This is a genomic window from Pandoraea sp. NE5 (assembly GCF_024363545.1).
Classification (GTDB): domain Bacteria; phylum Pseudomonadota; class Gammaproteobacteria; order Burkholderiales; family Burkholderiaceae; genus Pandoraea; species Pandoraea cepalis.
In genome coordinates this window covers 1,642,891-1,662,200 of the sequence record NZ_AP025517.1, presented here as the reverse complement: position 1 = coordinate 1,662,200, position 19,310 = coordinate 1,642,891, and the positions used below count along the sequence as shown (strand labels likewise).

Annotated in this window: 16 protein-coding genes; all 16 read right to left on the bottom strand. The window is 64.6% G+C overall.

What is annotated here, in order from left to right:
- Positions 1-7: 7 nt before the first annotated feature.
- Positions 8-1,030, bottom strand: coding sequence for a chemotaxis response regulator protein-glutamate methylesterase (locus tag PanNE5_RS07575; RefSeq protein WP_051060151.1), 1,023 nt, complete (start codon positions 1,028-1,030; stop codon positions 8-10).
- Between the two features lie 53 nt (positions 1,031-1,083).
- Positions 1,084-1,758 (bottom strand): chemoreceptor glutamine deamidase CheD, encoded by a 675-nt coding sequence (cheD, locus tag PanNE5_RS07570; RefSeq protein WP_017233618.1) that lies wholly within the window; start codon positions 1,756-1,758, stop codon positions 1,084-1,086.
- 1 nt (position 1,759) lies between these two features.
- A complete protein-coding gene (locus PanNE5_RS07565; protein WP_261939558.1) occupies positions 1,760-2,701 on the bottom strand; it encodes a CheR family methyltransferase in 942 nt (313 codons plus the stop codon).
- A 35-nt stretch (positions 2,702-2,736) separates the two neighbouring features.
- Complete coding sequence (locus PanNE5_RS07560) at positions 2,737-4,359, bottom strand: methyl-accepting chemotaxis protein (RefSeq protein WP_039830256.1); 1,623 nt, start codon at positions 4,357-4,359, stop codon at positions 2,737-2,739.
- Between the two features lie 92 nt (positions 4,360-4,451).
- Entirely contained in the window at positions 4,452-6,227 is a 1,776-nt protein-coding gene (locus PanNE5_RS22940; RefSeq protein WP_315973470.1) for a methyl-accepting chemotaxis protein, read from the bottom strand.
- A 71-nt stretch (positions 6,228-6,298) separates the two neighbouring features.
- Positions 6,299-8,638 (bottom strand): PAS domain-containing methyl-accepting chemotaxis protein, encoded by a 2,340-nt coding sequence (locus tag PanNE5_RS22935; RefSeq protein WP_315973469.1) that lies wholly within the window; start codon positions 8,636-8,638, stop codon positions 6,299-6,301.
- A gap of 72 nt (positions 8,639-8,710) precedes the next feature.
- Positions 8,711-9,226: a chemotaxis protein CheW gene (locus tag PanNE5_RS07535; protein WP_017231684.1), complete on the bottom strand. Its 516-nt coding sequence runs from the start codon at positions 9,224-9,226 to the stop codon at positions 8,711-8,713.
- A gap of 17 nt (positions 9,227-9,243) precedes the next feature.
- Positions 9,244-11,460 (bottom strand): chemotaxis protein CheA, encoded by a 2,217-nt coding sequence (gene cheA, locus PanNE5_RS07530; RefSeq protein ID WP_261939557.1) that lies wholly within the window; start codon positions 11,458-11,460, stop codon positions 9,244-9,246.
- A 42-nt stretch (positions 11,461-11,502) separates the two neighbouring features.
- Positions 11,503-11,886 (bottom strand): response regulator, encoded by a 384-nt coding sequence (locus PanNE5_RS07525; protein ID WP_017233807.1) that lies wholly within the window; start codon positions 11,884-11,886, stop codon positions 11,503-11,505.
- A gap of 17 nt (positions 11,887-11,903) precedes the next feature.
- Positions 11,904-12,881 (bottom strand): flagellar motor protein MotB, encoded by a 978-nt coding sequence (gene motB, locus PanNE5_RS07520; RefSeq protein WP_017233808.1) that lies wholly within the window; start codon positions 12,879-12,881, stop codon positions 11,904-11,906.
- 12 nt (positions 12,882-12,893) lie between these two features.
- Complete coding sequence (motA, locus tag PanNE5_RS07515) at positions 12,894-13,697, bottom strand: flagellar motor stator protein MotA (protein WP_370364046.1); 804 nt, start codon at positions 13,695-13,697, stop codon at positions 12,894-12,896.
- Positions 13,698-13,870: 173 nt separating this feature from the next.
- Complete coding sequence (gene flhC, locus PanNE5_RS07510) at positions 13,871-14,446, bottom strand: flagellar transcriptional regulator FlhC (RefSeq protein WP_017233810.1); 576 nt, start codon at positions 14,444-14,446, stop codon at positions 13,871-13,873.
- A gap of 65 nt (positions 14,447-14,511) precedes the next feature.
- Positions 14,512-14,829 (bottom strand): flagellar transcriptional regulator FlhD, encoded by a 318-nt coding sequence (gene flhD, locus PanNE5_RS07505; protein ID WP_017233811.1) that lies wholly within the window; start codon positions 14,827-14,829, stop codon positions 14,512-14,514.
- Positions 14,830-15,387: 558 nt separating this feature from the next.
- Complete coding sequence (locus PanNE5_RS07500; RefSeq protein ID WP_017233812.1) at positions 15,388-16,599, bottom strand: Bcr/CflA family multidrug efflux MFS transporter; 1,212 nt, start codon at positions 16,597-16,599, stop codon at positions 15,388-15,390.
- Positions 16,600-16,703: 104 nt separating this feature from the next.
- Positions 16,704-18,422, bottom strand: coding sequence for an AMP-binding protein (locus PanNE5_RS07495; RefSeq protein ID WP_261939556.1), 1,719 nt, complete (start codon positions 18,420-18,422; stop codon positions 16,704-16,706).
- 393 nt (positions 18,423-18,815) lie between these two features.
- Complete coding sequence (locus PanNE5_RS07490; RefSeq protein ID WP_017233814.1) at positions 18,816-19,232, bottom strand: F0F1 ATP synthase subunit epsilon; 417 nt, start codon at positions 19,230-19,232, stop codon at positions 18,816-18,818.
- Positions 19,233-19,310 lie beyond the last annotated feature (78 nt).

The window sequence follows — 19,310 nt, the reverse complement described above, 5'->3', positions numbered from 1 at the left end:
CGCCCTACTATACCCGCTGGGTGCGATCGCCAAATTTCGCAACCTGATGCAGCACTTTGCGGGCCATTTCGTGCAACGGCACCACTTCTTCCGCCCCGCCCATCGCAATGGCCTCGCGCGGCATGCCGAACACGATGCAACTCGCCTCGTCCTGCGCGAAGGTGTGCGCGCCGGCCCGGCGCATTTCCACGAGTCCGGCCGCGCCGTCGCGGCCCATGCCCGTGAGAATCACGCCGATCGCATTGCGTCCGGCGTGAACCGCCGCGGAGCGGAACAATACATCGACCGACGGACGATGTCGATTCACCGGCGGCGCCGCATCGAGCAAAGCCACATAGTTCGCGCCGCTGCGCGAGAGCTGCAGGTGGGTGTCGCCGCCCGGCGCGATGTACGCGTGGCCCGGCAGCACCCGCTCGCCATGCTCGGCTTCCTTCACCGTAATGCGGCACAGGCCGTTCAGGCGCTGCGCGAACGACTTGGTGAAGCCCGCCGGCATATGCTGGGTAATCAAAATCGCCGGGGCGTCCGGCGGCATCGGCACGAGCACCTCACGGATCGCCTCCGTGCCGCCCGTCGACGCGCCGATGATGATCAGCTTCTCCGTCGACACCAGCGGGTTACGCAGCAGCGGCGCCGCTTCGACCGGCACGGGCGTCGCGCTCTTGGGCGGGGCGCTGCGCACGCGGGCGCGCGCGGCGCCACGAATCTTGTCGGCAATCATCTCGCCGTACTCGAGCATGCCGTCGCGAATGCCCAGGCGAGGCTTGGTCACGAAATCCACGGCGCCGAGTTCTAGTGCGCGCAGCGTGACTTCCGAGCCGCGCTCGGTCAGCGACGACACCATGAGCACCGGCATCGGACGCAAACGCATGAGCTTCTCAAGGAAGTCGAGCCCGTCCATGCGCGGCATTTCGACGTCGAGCGTGAGCACGTCCGGGTTGTGCTGCTTGATCAGGTCGCGCGCCACGAGCGGATCGGGGGCGGTCGCCACAACGGTCATGTCCGGTTGCGCATTGATGATCTCGGTCATCAGGCTGCGCACGAGTGCGGAATCGTCCACGCACAGGACTTTGATAGGTTCGCTCAAGCCTCCTCCATTTGTCGGTTGTCAGGCCCCGGCCGAGGCTTGGCGTTTCTGGCCGGTGGCGCAAAGAGTTCTACGGAACCCCGGACTTCGCGTGCACGCAGTCGCTGCGCGTACGCCTGTTCGCGCTGGGCAATGGCCGGGTCGCCCCGGTCGCCCAGCTTTCTGACCATCACCCGCCCGGTGCGCGGCAAAAAGCATACCTTGCGCGGATGCGGTCCGAGAAGATCCTGCGCCGTGACGCGAATCTGCTCCATCTCCAGATAGCGCAACACGAAGTTCGCATTGCGATCGCCGATGTTCAGCGTGGTCATGCCCGCGAGCACCGCGCCGCCGCCGAAGACCTTCGCCTCGAGCCGTTCGCGCCGTGCGCCGAGCTTGATCAGCTCGTTGATAAGCATTTCCATGGCGTAAGCGCCGTAGCGCATCGACGCCGAGAGTATACGGTTGCGCTCGCTCTCGCCATCGTCGGGCAGCATGAAATGATTCATGCCGCCGATACCCGTGACGGTATCGCGCACACACGCGGCCACGCACGACCCGAGCACCGTCACGAGCATGATGTCCTCGGTCGTGACGTAGTACTCGGACGGCAGCAGCTTCACCGCCTGCGTGTCGAACGCATTGTCGAAGTAGTGGTTGGTGGCGAGCGCCTCGGCCAGTGGCTGCGTCATGTCAGGCCCCTCGCGCGGTCGAGCCGGCCAGCTCGTACACCGTCTGCCCGCGCAGCCGGAACGCCTGGCTCACGTAGGTGAAGTTCTCGGAGTGCCCGGCGAAAAGCAAACCATCCGGCTTGAGCAAGGGCACGAAGCGCTCGAGAATGCGCGCTTGCGTGGCCTTGTCGAAATAGATCATCACGTTGCGGCAGAAAATGACGTCGAACGGACCGCCGATCTGCCACGACGGCGCGAGCAGGTTGAGCGGCGCGAACGTCACGAGCTGCTGCAGCTCCGGACGCACCTTGATCTTGCCCTCGTTGGCGCCCGTGCCCCGCAGGAAGTGGCGGCGCAACTGCTCTTGCGAGAGCTTGCCGGTCTGCTCTCCGCTGTAGACCGCGCTCGATGCCCGCGCGAGCACCTGCGTGTCGAGATCGGTGGCGAGCACGCTCGCGCTGGGCCGCGTGCCGAGCGTGTCGACGAGCGTCATCGCAATCGAATACGGCTCTTCGCCGGTCGACGCCGCGCAGCACCAGATCGAGATCGGTTTGGCCCGCTGACGCACGAAGTCGGCGAGCAGCGGGAAATGATGCGACTCGCGGAAGAACGACGTCAGGTTGGTCGTCAACGCGTTGGTGAACGACTCCCATTCGGTCTCGCCGGTGTCAGCCTCGAGCATGTCGAGGTATTCGGTGAAGCTCGTCATCCCGAGCGCGCGCAGACGCCGCGCGATGCGGCTGTACACCATTTCGCGCTTGTGCTCCGCCAGGGCGATCCCGGCGCGCTGATAGATCAGATGACGGATGCGGCCGAAATCGGTCAGCGAGAAGGTGAAGTCGCGCTCGCCGGAGAGGGCAGCACCGCTGGCGCGCGCAAAATCCGCGCTGCGCGAGCCGACGTCGCCGTCGATGCCCGCGGCGCCTCGACGTGTCGTAGGTGATATCGTGCGCGAATCAGTCATGTCGTCTCACTTTGCCACCGCGGCAATTGTTCGCGCTATGCCGCGCGAGCCAGGGGTTGCGGCGCCGGCCCGCGACGCGGCGCGCCCATCGCGTGAACGGCCCCGCCGGCACCGCTCGTCTGGAACACCGCCACCGCCGCGCGCAGATCGTGCGCCTGCGATTCCAGCGATCCCGCAGCGGCGGCCGCTTCTTCCACGAGCGCCGCGTTCTGCTGCGTCACCTCATCCATCTGCGTCACGGCGCGGTTGACCTGCTCGATACCGCTCGACTGCTCGTTCGATGCCGCCGAGATCTCCCCCATGATGTCCGTCACGCGCTTGACCGCCTGCACGATCTCACCCATGGTCTGCCGCTGCTGAGCGACGAGCGCCGTACCGTCCTGCACGCGGCGCGCCGACTCTTCGATCAGCGCCTTGATTTCCTTCGCCGCTGCCGCACTGCGCTGCGCCAGCGTGCGCACTTCGCCCGCCACCACGGCAAAGCCACGGCCCTGCTCGCCCGCACGGGCGGCTTCCACGGCGGCGTTCAGCGCCAGAATGTTGGTCTGGAATGCGATCCCGTCGATCACACCGATGATGTCGACGATCTTGCTCGAGCTGGTCGAGATGCCGTCCATCGTCTCGCCCACCTTTCCGGAGACCTGACCGCCACGGGTCGCGATCTCCGACGCGTTCACGGCAAGCTGGCTCGCCTGGCGCGCGTTGTCCGCGTTCTGCTTGACGGTGGCGGTGAGTTGCTCCATCGACGACGCCGTTTCTTCGAGCGACGCGGCCTGCTGTTCGGTGCGTGCCGACAGATCGGTGTTGCCCGCCGCAATTTCCTGCGCCGCCGTCGTGATCGATTCGGTGCCCTCGCGGATCTGCCCGATGGTCTCGGCCAACGTGCGCTGCATGCGTTGCATCGCGTAGAGCAGGCTGCTGTTGTCGCCTGGCGCCAGCATCACGTGGCTTTGCAGATCGCCACTCGCGATGCGATGGGCGATGTCGGCCGCGTATTCCGGCTCGCCGCCGAGGCTGCGCTGCACGTTGCGAATGATCGCGATCATCGCGGCCGTCACGATGGCGCCGATGAGCAACAGGGCAATGCCGTAGCGAATCAACGCACTGTAGAACGCTTCGTCGACGTCCTGCATGTACATGCCGCTCATCACACTCCAGTCCCACGGCGCGAAGTACTTCACGAACGAGAGCTTTTCCAGGCGCTTGTCGCTGCCCGCGACACGACCGTGGTATTCGACGAAGCCCGAGCCCTTCTCCTTGGCGACACGAGCCATCTCGACGAACAGCAGCTTGCCGTTCGAATCCTTATAGTTCGAGACGTCCTTGTTCACCAGATCGGCCAGCGTCGGATGCATGAGCACGACCGGCTTCGAGTCGAACACGACCAGGTAGCCGCTGTCGCCATAGCGCATCGTCTTCAGGCGAGCCATGGCCTGTTGCTTCGCTTCGTCGACGCTGATCTTGCCCGCCGCCGCTTGTGCCGCGTAGTCGCGCACGATACCGTCGGCACTCGTGACGACGCTTTGCACCGCCGCACGCCGCTCCGACACCATCGTGCTGCGTTCATGCCAGGCGGCCCAGCCGCCGAAAATCAAAAGACCCAGCCACATCAGCGCAAGCGCGGACCAGAGTTTTGCCTTGAGACTCAATTGCTTCATGATGTGACCCTCCACTGCCTGCACGTCGCGTGCGCGATGCGCGCGACGGTTTTCGTCTTGCCGATTGCTGCCAGAGCGCGCGCGACGCGCGATCAGAAGGTCTCCCAGTCGCCGCTGGCGTCATCCGTGCCGGTGCGGGCGCTTGCCGCAGGGGCAGCCGCCGCCGGTGCCGGTCTGCGCGGCGCGGCGGGCGCGGCCTTCGGGGCCACCGCTGACGTCGGTGCGGACGCAGCGGGCGCCGTCGCCTTCACCTTCTTTGCAACGGGGCGGACCACCGGTGCGGCCGCGAGCGTCGGCGCCGTGTGGCTGGACGCCGCCTGACTGGCGTCCAGACGGAACACCGAGACGACCGTCTTCAGACGATTGGCCTGCTCTTCGAGCGAGCCGGCCGCGGCCGCGGCTTCTTCCACAAGCGCCGCGTTCTGCTGCGTGACTTCGTCCATCTGCGTGACGGCGCGATTGACCTGTTCGATGCCGCCCGATTGCTCGCTCGATGCCGCCGAGATCTCGCCCATGATGTCGGTCACGCGCTTGACCGCCTGCACGATCTCTTCCATCGTCTGACCGGCTTGTTCGACGAGCGAGGAGCCGTCCTGGACCTTGTGGGAGGAGTCTTCGATCAGTTCCTTGATTTCCTTGGCCGCCGCCGCACTGCGCTGCGCCAGCGTGCGCACTTCGCCCGCCACCACCGCGAAACCACGGCCCTGTTCACCGGCGCGCGCGGCTTCCACCGCCGCATTCAGCGCCAGAATGTTGGTCTGAAAGGCAATCCCGTCGATTACGCTGATGATGTCGACGATCTTGCTCGAGCTGGTCGAGATGCCCTGCATCGTGCCGACCACGCGGCCCACCACTTCGCCGCCGCGTGCGGCGATGTCCGACGCGTTCACGGCAAGCTGGCTCGCCTGGCGCGCGTTGTCCGCGTTCTGCTTGACGGTCGCGGTGAGCTGCTCCATCGACGACGCCGTCTCTTCGAGCGACGCGGCCTGCTGTTCGGTGCGTGCCGACAGATCGGTGTTGCCCGCGGCAATCTGCTGCGCGGCCGAGGTGATCGACTCGGTGCCCGAGCGGACCTCCGTCACCGTGCGCACGAGGCTGTCCTGCATATGCTTCACGCCCTTGAATAGACGCCCGGTTTCGGTGTCGTTCCACACTTCGATGCGCTGCGTCAGGTCGCCGCCCGCGATCCTCTCGAAATGCTTGATGGCGTCGTCGATGGGGCCGACGACGGCGCGCGTGAGCGTGATCTGCGTGATGATGCCCACGAGCAGGCCGATGACCAGGCCGATGCCGACCAGCCACATCACCAGCGTGTAACGCGCCTGGGCGGCCAGGTAGCGGTTCTCGGCAGTCTTGTTCTGCAAGTCGGCCAACGCCACCATCGCCTTGGTGTAATCGGAGAAGAGGCGCGGCACGTCCATGACCGTCTTGGCGTGGAAGTCCGGGATATCGCCCGACTCAATGGCCTTGAGTGCGGGCACGATGCCCTCGTTGACCACCTTGCCACGGGCGGAGATCACTGCATCGGCCAACGGCTTTTCGCTGTCGGACATGGGCTTCGCCGCGTAAGCGCCCCACGCGTCGTCTGCCGCCTTGAGGTTCTGACGGACGCGCTCGATTGCCGTCTTGATCTCGGTCGGATCGGCAATGAACTCGATGCGCGAGAGCGTCACGCGAGCCGACAGGGTGGAAATCGTCGTCTGTGCGAGGGAGCGCGACGACGCCATGTCGTTCCTGTAGATATCGCGCAGCGACGCATTGCTTTGTTGCAGCGAGAGGAGACCCGCCGCGGCGCCGACGACCAGCAGCACCATGAAGAGTCCCAGCGCCAGCGTCAGCCGTGCCCGGATGGTGACATTCTTAAACATAACGATCTCTACCTCGTGAAGACCGGCCTGCGGCCGGTGTATCCATCTCAACTATCCGAATTACCGACCCGTCAGAATTCTTCCCACTCGCCCGAATCGCTCGCGTTTGCGCTCGACGTCGATCCGGTCGATCCGCCCGCCGGCGCCTTGCCTCGACGCGCGGCCATTTGCAGCACCTGCGCGTCCTCCGGCGTGCCGGCGGCGGCGGGCGCCGTCGGCGCCGGTGACTGCGGGCGTCGCGTGACGGTGCGCGTAGCACCGCCTGCGCTGGCCCGTGCCGGTGCCGCGCGGGCCGCCGAGACCGCCGGGGCCACCGACGTAGCGGCCTCCGGCTGGCCTTGCACGGAGGCGCTGTGATGCACGGTGGTACTGTGCGCCGCTGCCGCCTTGAAGGCGTCGCCGACACGGAATACAGCCACGGCGTCGCGCAAGCGACCCGCCTGATCTTCGAGCGAGCCGGCGGCCGCCGCCGCTTCTTCCACGAGCGCCGCGTTCTGCTGCGTGACTTCGTCCATCTGCGTCACGGCGCGATTGACCTGCTCGATGCCGCTCGACTGTTCGCTCGATGCCGCCGAGATCTCGCCCATGATGTCGGTCACGCGCTGCACCGCCTGCACGATTTCCTCCATCGTCTGACCGGCCTGCGCCACCAGCGTCGAGCCGCTCTCCACGCGCCCGACCGAGTCTTCGATCAGCACCTTGATTTCCTTGGCCGCCGCCGCGCTGCGCTGCGCCAGCGTGCGCACTTCGCCGGCCACCACGGCAAAGCCGCGGCCCTGTTCGCCCGCGCGTGCCGCTTCCACCGCCGCGTTCAACGCAAGGATGTTGGTCTGGAACGCGATGCCTTCGATCACGCTGATGATGTCGACAATCTTGTGCGAACTCGACGAAATCCCGTGCATCGTGTCGACCACGTTGCCGACCACGCGGCCGCCGCGGGCGGCAATCTCAGAGGCGTTCACGGCCAGCACGCTCGCCTGCTTGGCGTTGTCGGCGTTCTGTTTGACCGTGGCCGTGAGCTGCTCCATCGACGACGCCGTCTCTTCCAGCGAGGCCGCCTGCTGCTCCGTACGCGCCGACAGATCGGTGTTGCCCGCCGCGATTTCGTGCGAGGCCACGTTGATCGATTCGATGCCTTCGCGCACGTCCGACACGATGGACAGCAGGCTGTTCTTCATGACGGTGAGGCCGAAAAGCAACTGGCCGATCTCGTCGCGCCCCGTGCCTTCCGCCTTGACGGTCAAGTCGCCCGCCGCGATCTGCTTCGACATCGAGAGCGCCACGCGCAATGGGTGATTGATCGCGCGACGTAGCACGCTGCCGAGAACGAACAAGAGGATGATGCCGCCGATCACCGCGATCACGGTGGCCGCACGCACGAAGGTGTGGGCTTTCTGCGATTGCTGATACAGGTCGGTCGCCTGGGTGAGTTCAAGGCGCGTGAGCACATTGAGCTCGTCACGCATCGGGCCATAGGCCGGCTTCACCTTTTCGAGATACGTCTGCTGGGCGCCTTCGGCCGAACCGGCCTTGAGCATCTCGACCGTCTGTTGCAGGCCGTCGGTCGTAAAGCGCTGGCGAATCGTGTTGAAGCGCTCGGCTTGTGCGCGCGTGTCCGGGTCGACCGACGCCATGTATTCGGTCCACTCGCGATTGATGTCGTCGAGGCTGCTCGTGATCTCATCGCCCGCGCGTTTCATCGCGTCGAGGTTGGGGCTGCCCACCGCTTCGGCCACGAGCAAGACGTCGCGGTCGAGCTTCTGGCCGATGACGGCCAGTGTACTTACCGGCACCATGCCGTGCTGATAGACGCGCAGCAGTTTTCCGTTGCTGCTCGACATCCCCCAGAGGCCCAGACCGCCGACCACGGCCAACAGCGTCGCACCGAGCACGATGATCCCGGTCAGCCGCGCGCGCAGCGTGTCCAGACGGATCTTGCGCGCCACCGCCGCGAATCCGCCGCGCTCGACCTGACCGCCGCGAATGCGCAAGTTGCCGGCCTGCCCGCTGCGAAAGCGCGCGTAGACCGTCTCGGCCTGCGCTGTCGTGCCTGCCGCCGGCCGCACGCGCACCGACGTGAAGCCCACCACGGCACCGTTTTCCAGCGTCGGCGTTACCGTTGCGAGCACCCAGTAGAAATCGCCGTTCTTGCGGCGGTTCTTGACCAACCCGGTCCACGTATCGCCGCGCTTGACCGTCTCCCACAGATCGCCGAAAGCTTCCGGCGGCATGTCCGGATGGCGAACGATGTTGTGCGGTGCGCCCAGCAGTTCTTCACGCGAATAGCCGCTCACCTCCACGAAGGCGGGATTGGCATACGTGATCCGCCCCTTCAGATCCGTCCGTGAGATCAGGTACTGATGCTCGCCGATGACGAATTCGTTTTGGGTGACGGGCTGGTTATTGCGCACGTGCTCGGTCTCCGTGAATGACAGGTCGGGGGGGCTCGGGTGTGTCAGGCGTGTCGGGTGGCGCGCCGGGTCTCAGCTCGCCAGGCGCTCGATGAGCGCCATGTCGCTGCTGGTCATGAGCTTCTCGATGTCCATCAGGATCAGCATGCGGCCTTCGACGGTGCCCAGTCCGGTGATGTACTCGGTGGCCAGTTGCGCGCCGAATTCCGGCGCCGGCTTGATTTCGCCACGGGCGAGCGTGAGCACGTCGGAGACCCCGTCGACCACCATGCCGACCACGCGGCCCGCCACGTTCAGAATGATCACGACCGTTTGCGTGTTGTACTCGACGCGGCCCAGACGGAATTTGATCCGCATGTCCACGATCGGCACGATGATGCCGCGCAGATTGATCACGCCCTTGATGAAGTCCGGCGCATTGGCGATGCGCGTGACCGCGTCGTAGCCGCGAATCTCCTGCACCTTCAGAATGTCGATGCCGTATTCCTCGTCACCGAGCGTGAAGACCAGAAACTCCTGACCGTCGCCATCGGTCTGCATGGCGCCGCCCTGGCGCGACACGGCATGTTCTTGCGAAAGGTTGTCCATCTGACGCGTCTCCGACTTCAGTTGAAGATGGTGGCGGCCGCCGAGCGCTGGCCGCGCTGAAGCGCCGCCACGTCGACGATCAATGCCACACTGCCGTCACCCATGATGGTGGCGGCGGAAATACCGTGAATACGGCGGTAATTGGTTTCGAGATTCTTCACCACGACTTGCTGCTGACCGACCAGTTCGTCGACGAGCAGCGCAAAGCGGCGGCCTTCGGCCTGAAGGATCACGATGATGCCCTGCGTGGGATCGGCGCGCGCCTCCGGCACGTCGAACGCGCGGTAAAGCTCGACGAGCGGCAGGTACTCGCCGCGCACCAGCACGACCTGACCTTCGCCGGTCACGGCGCGAATGTCGTCGCGACGCGGCTGCAGCGACTCCATCACGAAGTTCAGCGGCAGAATGAAGATCTCCGGTCCGACCTTGACGGACATGCCGTCGAGAATCGCGAGCGTGAGCGGCAGCACGATGCGGATCGTGGTGCCCTTGCCGCGCGTGGACAGAATCTCCACGTGCCCGCCCATCTGCTGGATGTTGCGCTTGACGACGTCCATGCCCACGCCGCGGCCCGACACGTCGGTGATCGCCTCGGCGGTGGAGAAGCCCGGCATGAAGATCAGTTGCCACACGTCTTCGTCGGACATCGAGTCCGAGACCGGCAGCCCCTGCTGCTGGGCCTTGGCAAGGATCTTTTCGCGACGCAGGCCCGCGCCGTCGTCGCTCACTTCGATCACGATGTTGCCGCCCTGATGCGCCGCGGACAGCACGAGCTGACCGACCGGGTCCTTGCCCGAGGCCAGGCGCAGCTCCGTCGTCTCGATGCCGTGATCGAGGCTGTTGCGCACGAGGTGCGTGAGCGGATCGATGATGCGCTCGATCAGGCTCTTGTCGAGTTCGGTCGCCTGACCGAACGTGACGAGTTCGATCTGCTTGCCCAGCTTGGTCGCGAGGTCGCGCACCAGGCGCGGGAAGCGCGAGAACACGTAATCCATCGGCATCATGCGGATGGACATCACGGCCTCTTGCAGGTCGCGCGCATTGCGCTCGAGCTGGCCCATGCCGTTGAACAGGCGATCGTGAAGCATCGGATCGAGGCTGCTCGCCGTTTGCGCGAGCATCGCCTGCGTAATCACCAGCTCGCCCACCAGGTTGATGAGCTGATCGACCTTCTCCACGCCCACGCGAATCGAACTGTTCTCGTGTCCGGCCGCGCCGCCTGCCGGTGCGGCCACGCGCTTCTCTGCCGGAGGATGCGCCCCATTGCCACCACCGCCAGCGCCGGCATGCGCGGCGGGCGCCTCAGGCGGCACGATGATCGGCTCGGCCGCAGGCGGCGGCACCGGTGCCTCCTGGGCCGCCGCCGCCACCGGGGCGGCGACCGGCACTTCGATCGGTGTCGCGACGACCGGCGCCGGAGCAAAGATTTCCGAGGTCTGGACCGGGGCGGCCACCGTCGGCTCGACCGGTGCCGCGGCGGCCATCGCCGCGGCCGCCGTCGCCGCGTCCTGCACGTCGATCTGCGACGGCTCGATCACGAAGCAGCACACCGCGAGAATGTCGTCGGCGCCGCACGTGGTATCGAGCCACAGGTGCAGCGTGTCGCCGCTCGACTGGCGGCCAGCCACGTCGCCCAGGTTGCCCAGTTCTTCCGCGAGCAACGTCTGGTCCTTCTCGCCCACGCCGGTGAGCGTGACCTTCAGACGCGTCTGGCCCGGCGGGACAGCGCTTGCGGGCGCGCCGCTCGCGTCCGTCGCCGGCCCGGCAGCGGCTTCGGGGGCGGCTGGCGCGGCTGGCGCTGCGGAGGCTACCGGCGCAGCCGGTGCGGCCGCAGGGGCAGGCGCGCCGCTTTCCTCCGCGGCGAGCTGCTGGAGCACTGCGCAGATGCGCTTCATCGCCTCGGCATCGGGCTCACTGGAGGCGCGGTAGGCATTCAACTGTTGATGCAACACGTCTTTGGTTTCCAGGAAGGTGTCGACCATCTCGGTGCGCAACTGCAATTCGCCGCGGCGCGCGCGGTCCAGCAGGTTTTCCAGCAGGTGAGTGGTCTCGGTGAGCGCGGTGAAGCCGAACGTCGCGGCGCCGCCCTTGATCGAGTGGGCCGCACGGAAGATCGCATTGAGCTGCTCGTTATCGGGTGCATTGATATCGAGCGCGAGCAGAAGATGCTCCATCTCGGCGAGCAACTCTTCCGCTTCATCGAAAAAGGTCTGGTAGAACTGGGTGATATCCACCGATTTCCTCGTCCTAACTTGGTTGTGCCATCGACGACATCGTCATGCGCCTTCGCCGACGAGCGAGCCCACTACGTCGACCAATGCCTCGGGGTCGACCGGTTTGATCAGCCAGCCGCTGGCGCCCGCTTCGCGCGCCGCGGCTTTGTACGCGCCGTCGACTTCGGTGGTGAGCACCAGAATCGGCGTTTGCGCAAACGTGTCGAGTTCGCGCAGCGCGCGAATGAGCGACAGGCCGTCCATGCCAGGCATGTGCTGGTCGGTCAGCACCAGATCGAACGCCGCGTTCGACGCCAGCGCCAGGGCCTCCTGCCCGTCGCGGGCAGTCGTCACGGCGTAGCCGGCCTCGTCAAGCGTGGCCGCCAGTATCTGACGCATCGACGCAGAATCGTCGACGGCGAGAATCGTGTTGCGAAGGGCCTGCATGCGTCTCCTCTTGTCCGTTATCGCAGAGCGGCGTCGGGTGCCGCCGGGGGAGCAGGCGGTGCCGGCAGCTCGCCGTTGATGAGGGCGTTCACGGCATCGCTGCCGGCGCCGCGGGCGTTCGCTGCGTCGATCGTCGGTTGGTCGGCCTCGCGCTTGACCGACTGCTCTGCGCGTCGATTGAGCACGATGATGCTGATGCGGCGATTGATCGGGTTGTACGCGTTGTCGCGATCGAGCGGCACGGTGGACGCCAGGCCCACCACGCGCAGCACCTTTTCGCCGTCGAGACCGCCGGCAATCAGTTCGCGACGCGACGCGTTCGCGCGATCGGCCGACAACTCCCAGTTGCTGTAGCTCTTGTCGCCCTGTGCGTAGGCGGTGGCATCGGTGTGGCCCGACAGGCTGATGCGGTTCGGCATGTCGTTGAGCGACTTGCCGATCTCGCGCAGGATGTCACGCATATACGGCTGCACCTGCGCGCTCGCGTTGGCGAACATCGGCCGGTTCTGGTCGTCCACGATCTGAATGCGCAAGCCCTCGGTCGTCACGTCGATGAGCAACTGCTTGCGGAACTGCTTGAGCGTAGGATTGTTCTCGATTGCCTTCTCGATGCGCGCCTTGAGTTCGCGCAAACGCTGCGCTTCGGCCCGCTCGGCCAGCTCGGCCGACATCGCCTGACGCGATCTGGCTTGATCGCCGCGCGATTTCTGGCCGTCGGTGCGGGTCGTGTCGGGGCCGCCACCGGGAATGACACCGCTATTGTCGGCCGCGTTATGTCCGCCGGAGAGCGCGACCATGAGCGGCGTGCGGAAGTATTCGGCAATCCCCGTCAGCTCCTTGCTCGTCGCCGAACTGAGCAGCCACATCAGCAAGAAGAACGCCATCATCGCCGTCATGAAGTCGGCGTACGCAATCTTCCACGCGCCGCCGTGATGGCCGTGCGCGCTGCGCGCGCGGCGCTTGACGATGATGGGCCGCTCTTCTTTCTCGCTCATTGCTGCGGCCCGTCAGCGTGCCTTGACCTGTCGCACGTGCTCTTCGAGCTCGGCGAACGACGGACGGACGGTGGAATACAGCACCTTGCGGCCGAACTCGACCGAGAGTGCCGGCGCGTAACCGTTCAGGCTGGCGAGCAGCGTGACCTTGATGCACTCGTAGAGCTTCACGGATTCGTTGATGCGGTGTTCGATGAGCTGCGCCAGCGGCGAGATGAAGCCGTAGGCGAGCAAAATGCCGAGGAACGTGCCCACGAGGGCCTGGGCGATCAGCGCGCCCAACACCGCCGGCGGCTGGTCGGCCGACGCCATCGTGTGCACCACGCCCATCACGGCCGCCACGATACCGAAAGCGGGCATGGCGTCGCCCGTCTTCTGCAGACAGTGCGCGGGGACTTCGCCTTCATGACGGTACGTTTCGATTTCGTGATCCATCAGGTTCTCGATCTCGAACGCGTTCATGTTGCCGCTGACCATCAGGCGCAGGTAGTCGGTGAGGAATTCCATGATGCGCGGCTCGCCGAGAATGCGCGGATATTGCGAGAACACCGGGCTCGATGCCGGGTCTTCCACGTCGCCTTCGATGGCGAGCATGCCGTCCTTGCGCGCTTTCGCGAGCAGCACGTACAGGAGCGCCATCAGCTCCATGTACAGATCCTTGGTGTATTTCGAGCCCTTGAACAGCATCGGCAGCGCCTTCATCGTCGCCTTGATCGCCTTGCTGTTGTTGCCCACCACGAACGAGCCGATGCCCGCGCCACCGATGATCAGCAGCTCGGTCGGCTGAAACAGCGCGCCCAAGTGGCCTCCGCCCATGACGAAACCGCCAAAGACCGATGCCAGAACGATGATGTAACCAATGACGACAAGCACTGCCGGATACCTCTCGCAAAAATACGTCTACGGAAAATTGTCCGTCCTGTTCAGAGGGCTTAACGGCAGACACGCAGGGAAACTGTAGGGGGTGCGACCTCGTGACGTAGGCTTGCCTAGGCGGCCAATGGAGAAGTTTCAGTGACCGGCGCCAGATCGGCCGCGGGCGCATGCTTCGCCTTGCGGGTCTTGCCGGCGCGCGACGGGGGCTGGCAAAGTCCGCAAACGTACTGGCCATGCGGCTCATGGGCGTGCGTGACGAAATGTCCGCCGCAGCGCGTGCACGGCGTCATTTGCAACATCTTGCTGTCGAAGAAGCGAACGAGCGTCCACGCGCGTGTAAACCCGAGCACCGCTTCCCAGTCATGCATCTCCACGTGCTCCATGTACAGGCGGTACGCCTTGACGATGGCTTCGATGCCCTGGCACCCGCCGTGCTGCACGAGGTGGCGATAGATATTGTGGAAAAGCGACGAATGGATGTTCGGCAACCACGTCACGAACCAATCGGTCGAGAACGGCAGCATGCCCTTGGGCGGCGATGCCCCCTTGAGTTCTTTGTAGAGTTTGATGAGCCGGTCACGGCTCAGGCTCGTTTCAGCTTCCAACAACTGGAGGCGGGCGCCGAGTTCAATCAGCTCGATGGCCAACTGAATTTCACGGGCCTCGAGAACGACGCTTTTGGTACGCATGGGCAAACTTCCTGGCAAGTCACGCGAAGCGCCGCCCACCGGGCGGCGTAGCGTGCGTGGCGTGCTTAGCCGATCTGCTCGACGGGTTGCCCCGCCAACAGAATCGAAGCGTGCGACTGCTGCATACCCACGTCTTTCGCACTGTGCGTAAGACTCGACAGCATTACGTGGTCGTCGAAGCGAAATCGACACAGAAGCTGGTTCGACCCCGCGAATTTGACGAGTTGAGCCAATGTGAGACGGCCGAGCACGTCGGCCAGTTGGTCGCTGATCCCCATGCGGAACATTGCCGCGGCACGATCCTCACGGATCAGGCGCTGAGCCAGGACGAGATAAGAGAGATTCAATTCACGAATCTCATTGAGTGTTTCGCTGTTTCGCATGCGGCCCCCCGGCGCAATGGATGGATCTGGCGTACGACTGCCTAGTCCCTCGCATTGTGGACAAGGGCGAAAGATAAAGAAATCGGAGAAAAACTACGTGGGGCGGTGAGAAAAGCGGAAGTTATTTGTAGGAATTTTTCCTACAGACGGGGCGCAAGCGGCCCCTTCGATACGCCTGGGGATAGCGATCGTGGCGAAATCATGTCAGCGTCACGAAGACGTCATGAAGCTGCGCTTTACTACTCGACTGTATTTCGGCAAGCGGGTGCCGAACTTTAGCCATTCTTGCAAAAAATTTCCGGGGGCTTTGCAGGAGGGCTATGCATCGCACTTTGCCTATCGCGCCGGCGCACGAACAGTCCAATTACAAACTGTTACAGGTGGGCATGACGCGTATCGAATGTCAGGATTGGAAGACAATTTCGCGCATCGGTTCCCCGAAAATCTTCGGCATTGGCGCTCGAGTGTCTTTCGCGCCCTTCCCAGTGTGGCGGGATTCCAACACTCGATGATGCCGGGTGCGGCGGCGTTCGCGACTTGCGGCGAAGTAGCGCGGGATCAAGCCGGTCCGGCAGCGGGGGGCAACGCCCGGGCCGCGCGGCGGATCAGTACCGTGTGGAGACACCAAGACAGCACACCGCACACGGCCATAACGGCCGCCATCGGCACCGCCGAGCGGGCGTGCATCAGACCGACCGCGGCCCCCGCGCTCGCGGCGGCGAGGAATTGCAGCGCGCCCAGCAGGGCCGATGCGGCCCCGGCGCGTTGATGCTGCCGGTTCAGCGCTTCGGCCACCGCATTCGGCTGGGAAAAGCCGAGGCTCGTGACATAGGCGAACAGCGGCACCATCAACCCGACCAGTCCACCGAGCTTGAGCGCCGCCACCGCCAGCATCAACAATCCCAGCACGGCGACCAGATTGTTGGTTCGACGCAGCACATCGGCCGGACGGCGCTTGCGCAACAGGTGGGCGTTGACCTGCGAGCCGGCAATGATGCCGCACGCGTTCAGCCCGAAAAGCCAGCCGTAGTGCGCAGGGTCGACGCCGTACAGATTGATGAACACGAAGGGCGAGCCGGTGATGTAGGCGAACATCCCCGCCTGGGAGATGCCCCCCGCAAGCGCATTGCCCATGAATTCGCGGTCGCGCACGAGTGCGCCGTAGTTGTGCCACGCCGTAGCGAGCCAATGGCGAGCCTGTTTTGCAGCCGCGCGCGTCTCCGGCAGCCAATAGACGGACATCGCGAAACACAGCGCGCCGAACACCGTCAGGCCCCAGAAGATCCAGCGCCAGCCGACGACCAGCAGGACTTGCCCGCCGATCAGCGGTGCGAGGATCGGGGCCGCGCCCATGATGAGCGTCATGCGCGACAGCACACGCGCCACGGTGCTCGTGTCAAACAGGTCGCGCGCCATCGCACGGGCGATCACAAAGCATGCGCAGCCGCCCACCGCCTGAATGAAGCGACAGACAATCAGCGTCTCGATATTCGTGGCGAGCGCACAACCGGCCGACGCGATGGTATAGAGCGCCAGACCGGCGTAGAGCGGCCGCTTGCGCCCGTAACGGTCGGCCAGCGGCCCGTGCAGCAACTGGCCCAGCCCGAGACCAATAAAGAACGACGCCAGCGAGAATTGCGCTGCCGCGTCCGTCGTATTCAATTCGCGTGCAATGCTCGGCAGCGCGGGCAGATACATGTCGATCGACAGCGAGCCGATGGCCGACAGAATGCCGAGAACGAAAACCGTGCGGAAGGTGTGGGCAGGCATGGCGCGAAACCTAGGGTAATCCCGAATCATACGGCATTGCCCCCGGGCGCGCTCAAGAAATAAGCAAGGGCCCGCCATTCACGCGGGCCCCGACCCGGCGGCGGTCAGGCTGTCTTCGCTTCCGACAGTCCCAGCGATTCGACCATCTGCTCGCGCATGACGAACTTCTGCACCTTGCCCGTGATCGTCATCGGCATCTCGGTCACGAAGCGGATGTAGCGTGGAATCTTGTAATGCGCGATCTGATCCTGGCAGAAGGCGCGGATATCGTCTTCCGTCGCGCTCTGTCCCGGTTTGAGAATGATCCAGGCGCACACTTCCTCGCCATACTTCGCATCCGGCACGCCGAACACCTGCACCGCCTGCACCTTCGGGTGACGGAACAGGAACTCCTCGATCTCGCGCGGGTAGATGTTCTCTCCCCCGCGAATGAGCATGTCCTTTACGCGGCCGACGATATTGCAATAGCCTTCCTCGTCGATCGTGGCCAGATCGCCCGTGTGCATCCAGCCGTCGCGGATCGCCTCACGCGTGCGCGGCTCGTCGTCCCAATAGCCCTGCATCACCGAGTAGCCCTTCGTGCAAAGTTCGCCCTTTTCGCCCACCGGCACGATCTCCCCGGCAGCATCCACGAGTTTCACTTCGAGGTGCGGCTGCACGCGCCCGACGGTCGTCACGCGCTTCTCGAGCGGATCGGTGGTCGTGGTCTGGAACGACACGGGACTCGTTTCCGTCATGCCGTAGGCAATCGTAACTTCGTGCATGTGCATTTGGCTGATCACGCGCTTCATCGTCTCGATCGGGCACGGCGAGCCAGCCATGATGCCCGTGCGCAAGGTATCGAACCGGTAGATGTCGAAGTCCGGATGATCGAGCTGGGCGATGAACATTGTCGGCACGCCGTGCAACGCGGTGCAGCGCTCTTCCGACACCGCGGCCATCGTCGCCTTCGGGTCGAACGCCTCGCCCGGGAACACCATCGTCGCCCCGGTCGACACGCAGGCGAGCACTGCCAGGACCATGCCAAAGCAGTGGTAGAACGGCACCGGAATGCACAGGCTGTCATGCTCCGAGAAGCGCATCGCCATGGCGATGTAACGGCCGTTGTTGACGATGTTGTGATGCGTGAGCGTGGCGCCCTTCGGGTTGCCGGTGGTACCGCTCGTGAACTGGATATTGATGGCGTCGAAGCAATCGAGCCCATCGGTGATCTCGCGCAGCGCGTCGAGATCGGCATCCGCACCGAGCGTGACCACGTCGCTGTAATTCATCATGCCCGGCGTCACGCCCGAGCCCATGCGAATGACGGTGCGCAGCGTCGGCAGCTTCGCCGAGTGCAGTTGACCGGGAGAACTCTCTGCCAGCTCGGGCGCGAGCGTGTTGAGCATGTCGAGATACCGCGACGTCTTGAAGGACTCCGCCGCGATGAGCGCTTTACATCCGACCTTGTTGATCGCGTATTCGAGTTCGGCCAGCCGGTACGCCGGATTGATGTTCACCAGAATCAAACCGATCCGTGCCGTGGCGAACTGCGTGACCAGCCACTCCACACGGTTCGGCGACCAGATGCCCACGCGATCGCCCTGCTTCAGGCCCAACGACATCAGCCCGGAGGCAAACGTATCCACATGCGCGATGAATTCCCGCCACGTCCAATCCACGCCCTGCTCACGGAACACGACGGCCTGCCGCTCTGGATACTTCGCCGCTGTCTCGGCGAGCAGACCGAACACCGTCAACGTCGATAGCGGAATGGTGGTGTCACCCTTCACATACGACAGTCCATTACGAGGTACAACGCCCGAATCTTCCCGGCTTTCCATGCGCTTGTCTCCTGAAGCAATGCTGAAGGGGTGAAATGCTGATGTCCGGCGCTCGCCCGCGTGAATGGCCCGCCTGTTGTCGTCTCATCGAGCGACGGGGGCGCTAGTCATAACAATAGCGCGCGATGCTGACTTGACGTTTACGTTAACGGAATTCTGGCAACGGCACGAGTGGGGATGGCCCTGAGTTGGGCGAAGAATACGCGGGGCGGTGGGCACGCGGTGCCCCCGGGCGGCGGACATGCGCGGACAAAACAAAAGCCCCACGCACTTGCATGCATGGGGCTTTTGGCCGCGGCGTGGCGATGGTCGTTGCAAAGATGACCTTCGTTGCACTACGGCGAGCATGGCGTACAGCGCCGACCATGAGGCCGTCGCCGCAGCCATGCGGCGTTACTTCACCTTGCGGAACTTCTGGATCGCAGCGAGTTGGGCGATGGCTTCGGCCAGTTCGGCTTGGGCAGTCGCATACTCGATGTTCGAATCCTTGTTCGACAGCGCTTCTTCGGCACGGCGCTTGGCTTCGGCAGCCTTGGCCTCGTCCAAATCCTTGCCGCGAATTGCGGTATCCGCGAGCACGGTCACCGTACCCGGTTGCACTTCGAGAATGCCGCCGGCCACGAAGACGAAGTCCTCGTTCCCTGCCTCGTCCTCGATACGCACCGCGCCCGGCTTGATGCGCGTGATCAGCGGCGTGTGGCCGGGCAAAATGCCCAGTTCGCCGGCTTCGCCAGGCAGCGCCACAAAGCGCGCCGGACCGGAGAAGATCTGCGCTTCGGCGCTGACGACGTCTACTTGAATGGTTGCCATAATCGCTCCCGTTGAGTGTGATGAAGCGGCAGGCGCGCCAGTCCGGACATTGCCGCCCTCGCTTCGCTACCCCGCCCC

Bases quoted from the DNA above. Each gene is read 5' to 3' on its own strand.
- PanNE5_RS07575 (WP_051060151.1), bottom strand. From the start codon at position 1,030: ATGACCGAGATCATCAATGCGCAACCGGACATGACCGTTGTGGCGACC.
- cheD (WP_017233618.1), bottom strand. From the start codon at position 1,758: ATGACGCAGCCACTGGCCGAGGCGCTCGCCACCAACCACTACTTCGAC.
- PanNE5_RS07565 (WP_261939558.1), bottom strand. From the start codon at position 2,701: ATGACTGATTCGCGCACGATATCACCTACGACACGTCGAGGCGCCGCG.
- PanNE5_RS07560 (WP_039830256.1), bottom strand. From the start codon at position 4,359: ATGAAGCAATTGAGTCTCAAGGCAAAACTCTGGTCCGCGCTTGCGCTG.
- PanNE5_RS22940 (WP_315973470.1), bottom strand. From the start codon at position 6,227: ATGTTTAAGAATGTCACCATCCGGGCACGGCTGACGCTGGCGCTGGGA.
- PanNE5_RS07535 (WP_017231684.1), bottom strand. From the start codon at position 9,226: ATGGACAACCTTTCGCAAGAACATGCCGTGTCGCGCCAGGGCGGCGCC.
- PanNE5_RS07525 (WP_017233807.1), bottom strand. From the start codon at position 11,886: ATGCAGGCCCTTCGCAACACGATTCTCGCCGTCGACGATTCTGCGTCG.
- motB (WP_017233808.1), bottom strand. From the start codon at position 12,881: ATGAGCGAGAAAGAAGAGCGGCCCATCATCGTCAAGCGCCGCGCGCGC.
- motA (WP_370364046.1), bottom strand. From the start codon at position 13,697: ATGGGCGGAGGCCACTTGGGCGCGCTGTTTCAGCCGACCGAGCTGCTG.
- flhC (WP_017233810.1), bottom strand. From the start codon at position 14,446: ATGCGTACCAAAAGCGTCGTTCTCGAGGCCCGTGAAATTCAGTTGGCC.
- flhD (WP_017233811.1), bottom strand. From the start codon at position 14,829: ATGCGAAACAGCGAAACACTCAATGAGATTCGTGAATTGAATCTCTCT.
- PanNE5_RS07500 (WP_017233812.1), bottom strand. From the start codon at position 16,599: ATGCCTGCCCACACCTTCCGCACGGTTTTCGTTCTCGGCATTCTGTCG.
- PanNE5_RS07495 (WP_261939556.1), bottom strand. From the start codon at position 18,422: ATGGAAAGCCGGGAAGATTCGGGCGTTGTACCTCGTAATGGACTGTCG.
- PanNE5_RS07490 (WP_017233814.1), bottom strand. From the start codon at position 19,232: ATGGCAACCATTCAAGTAGACGTCGTCAGCGCCGAAGCGCAGATCTTC.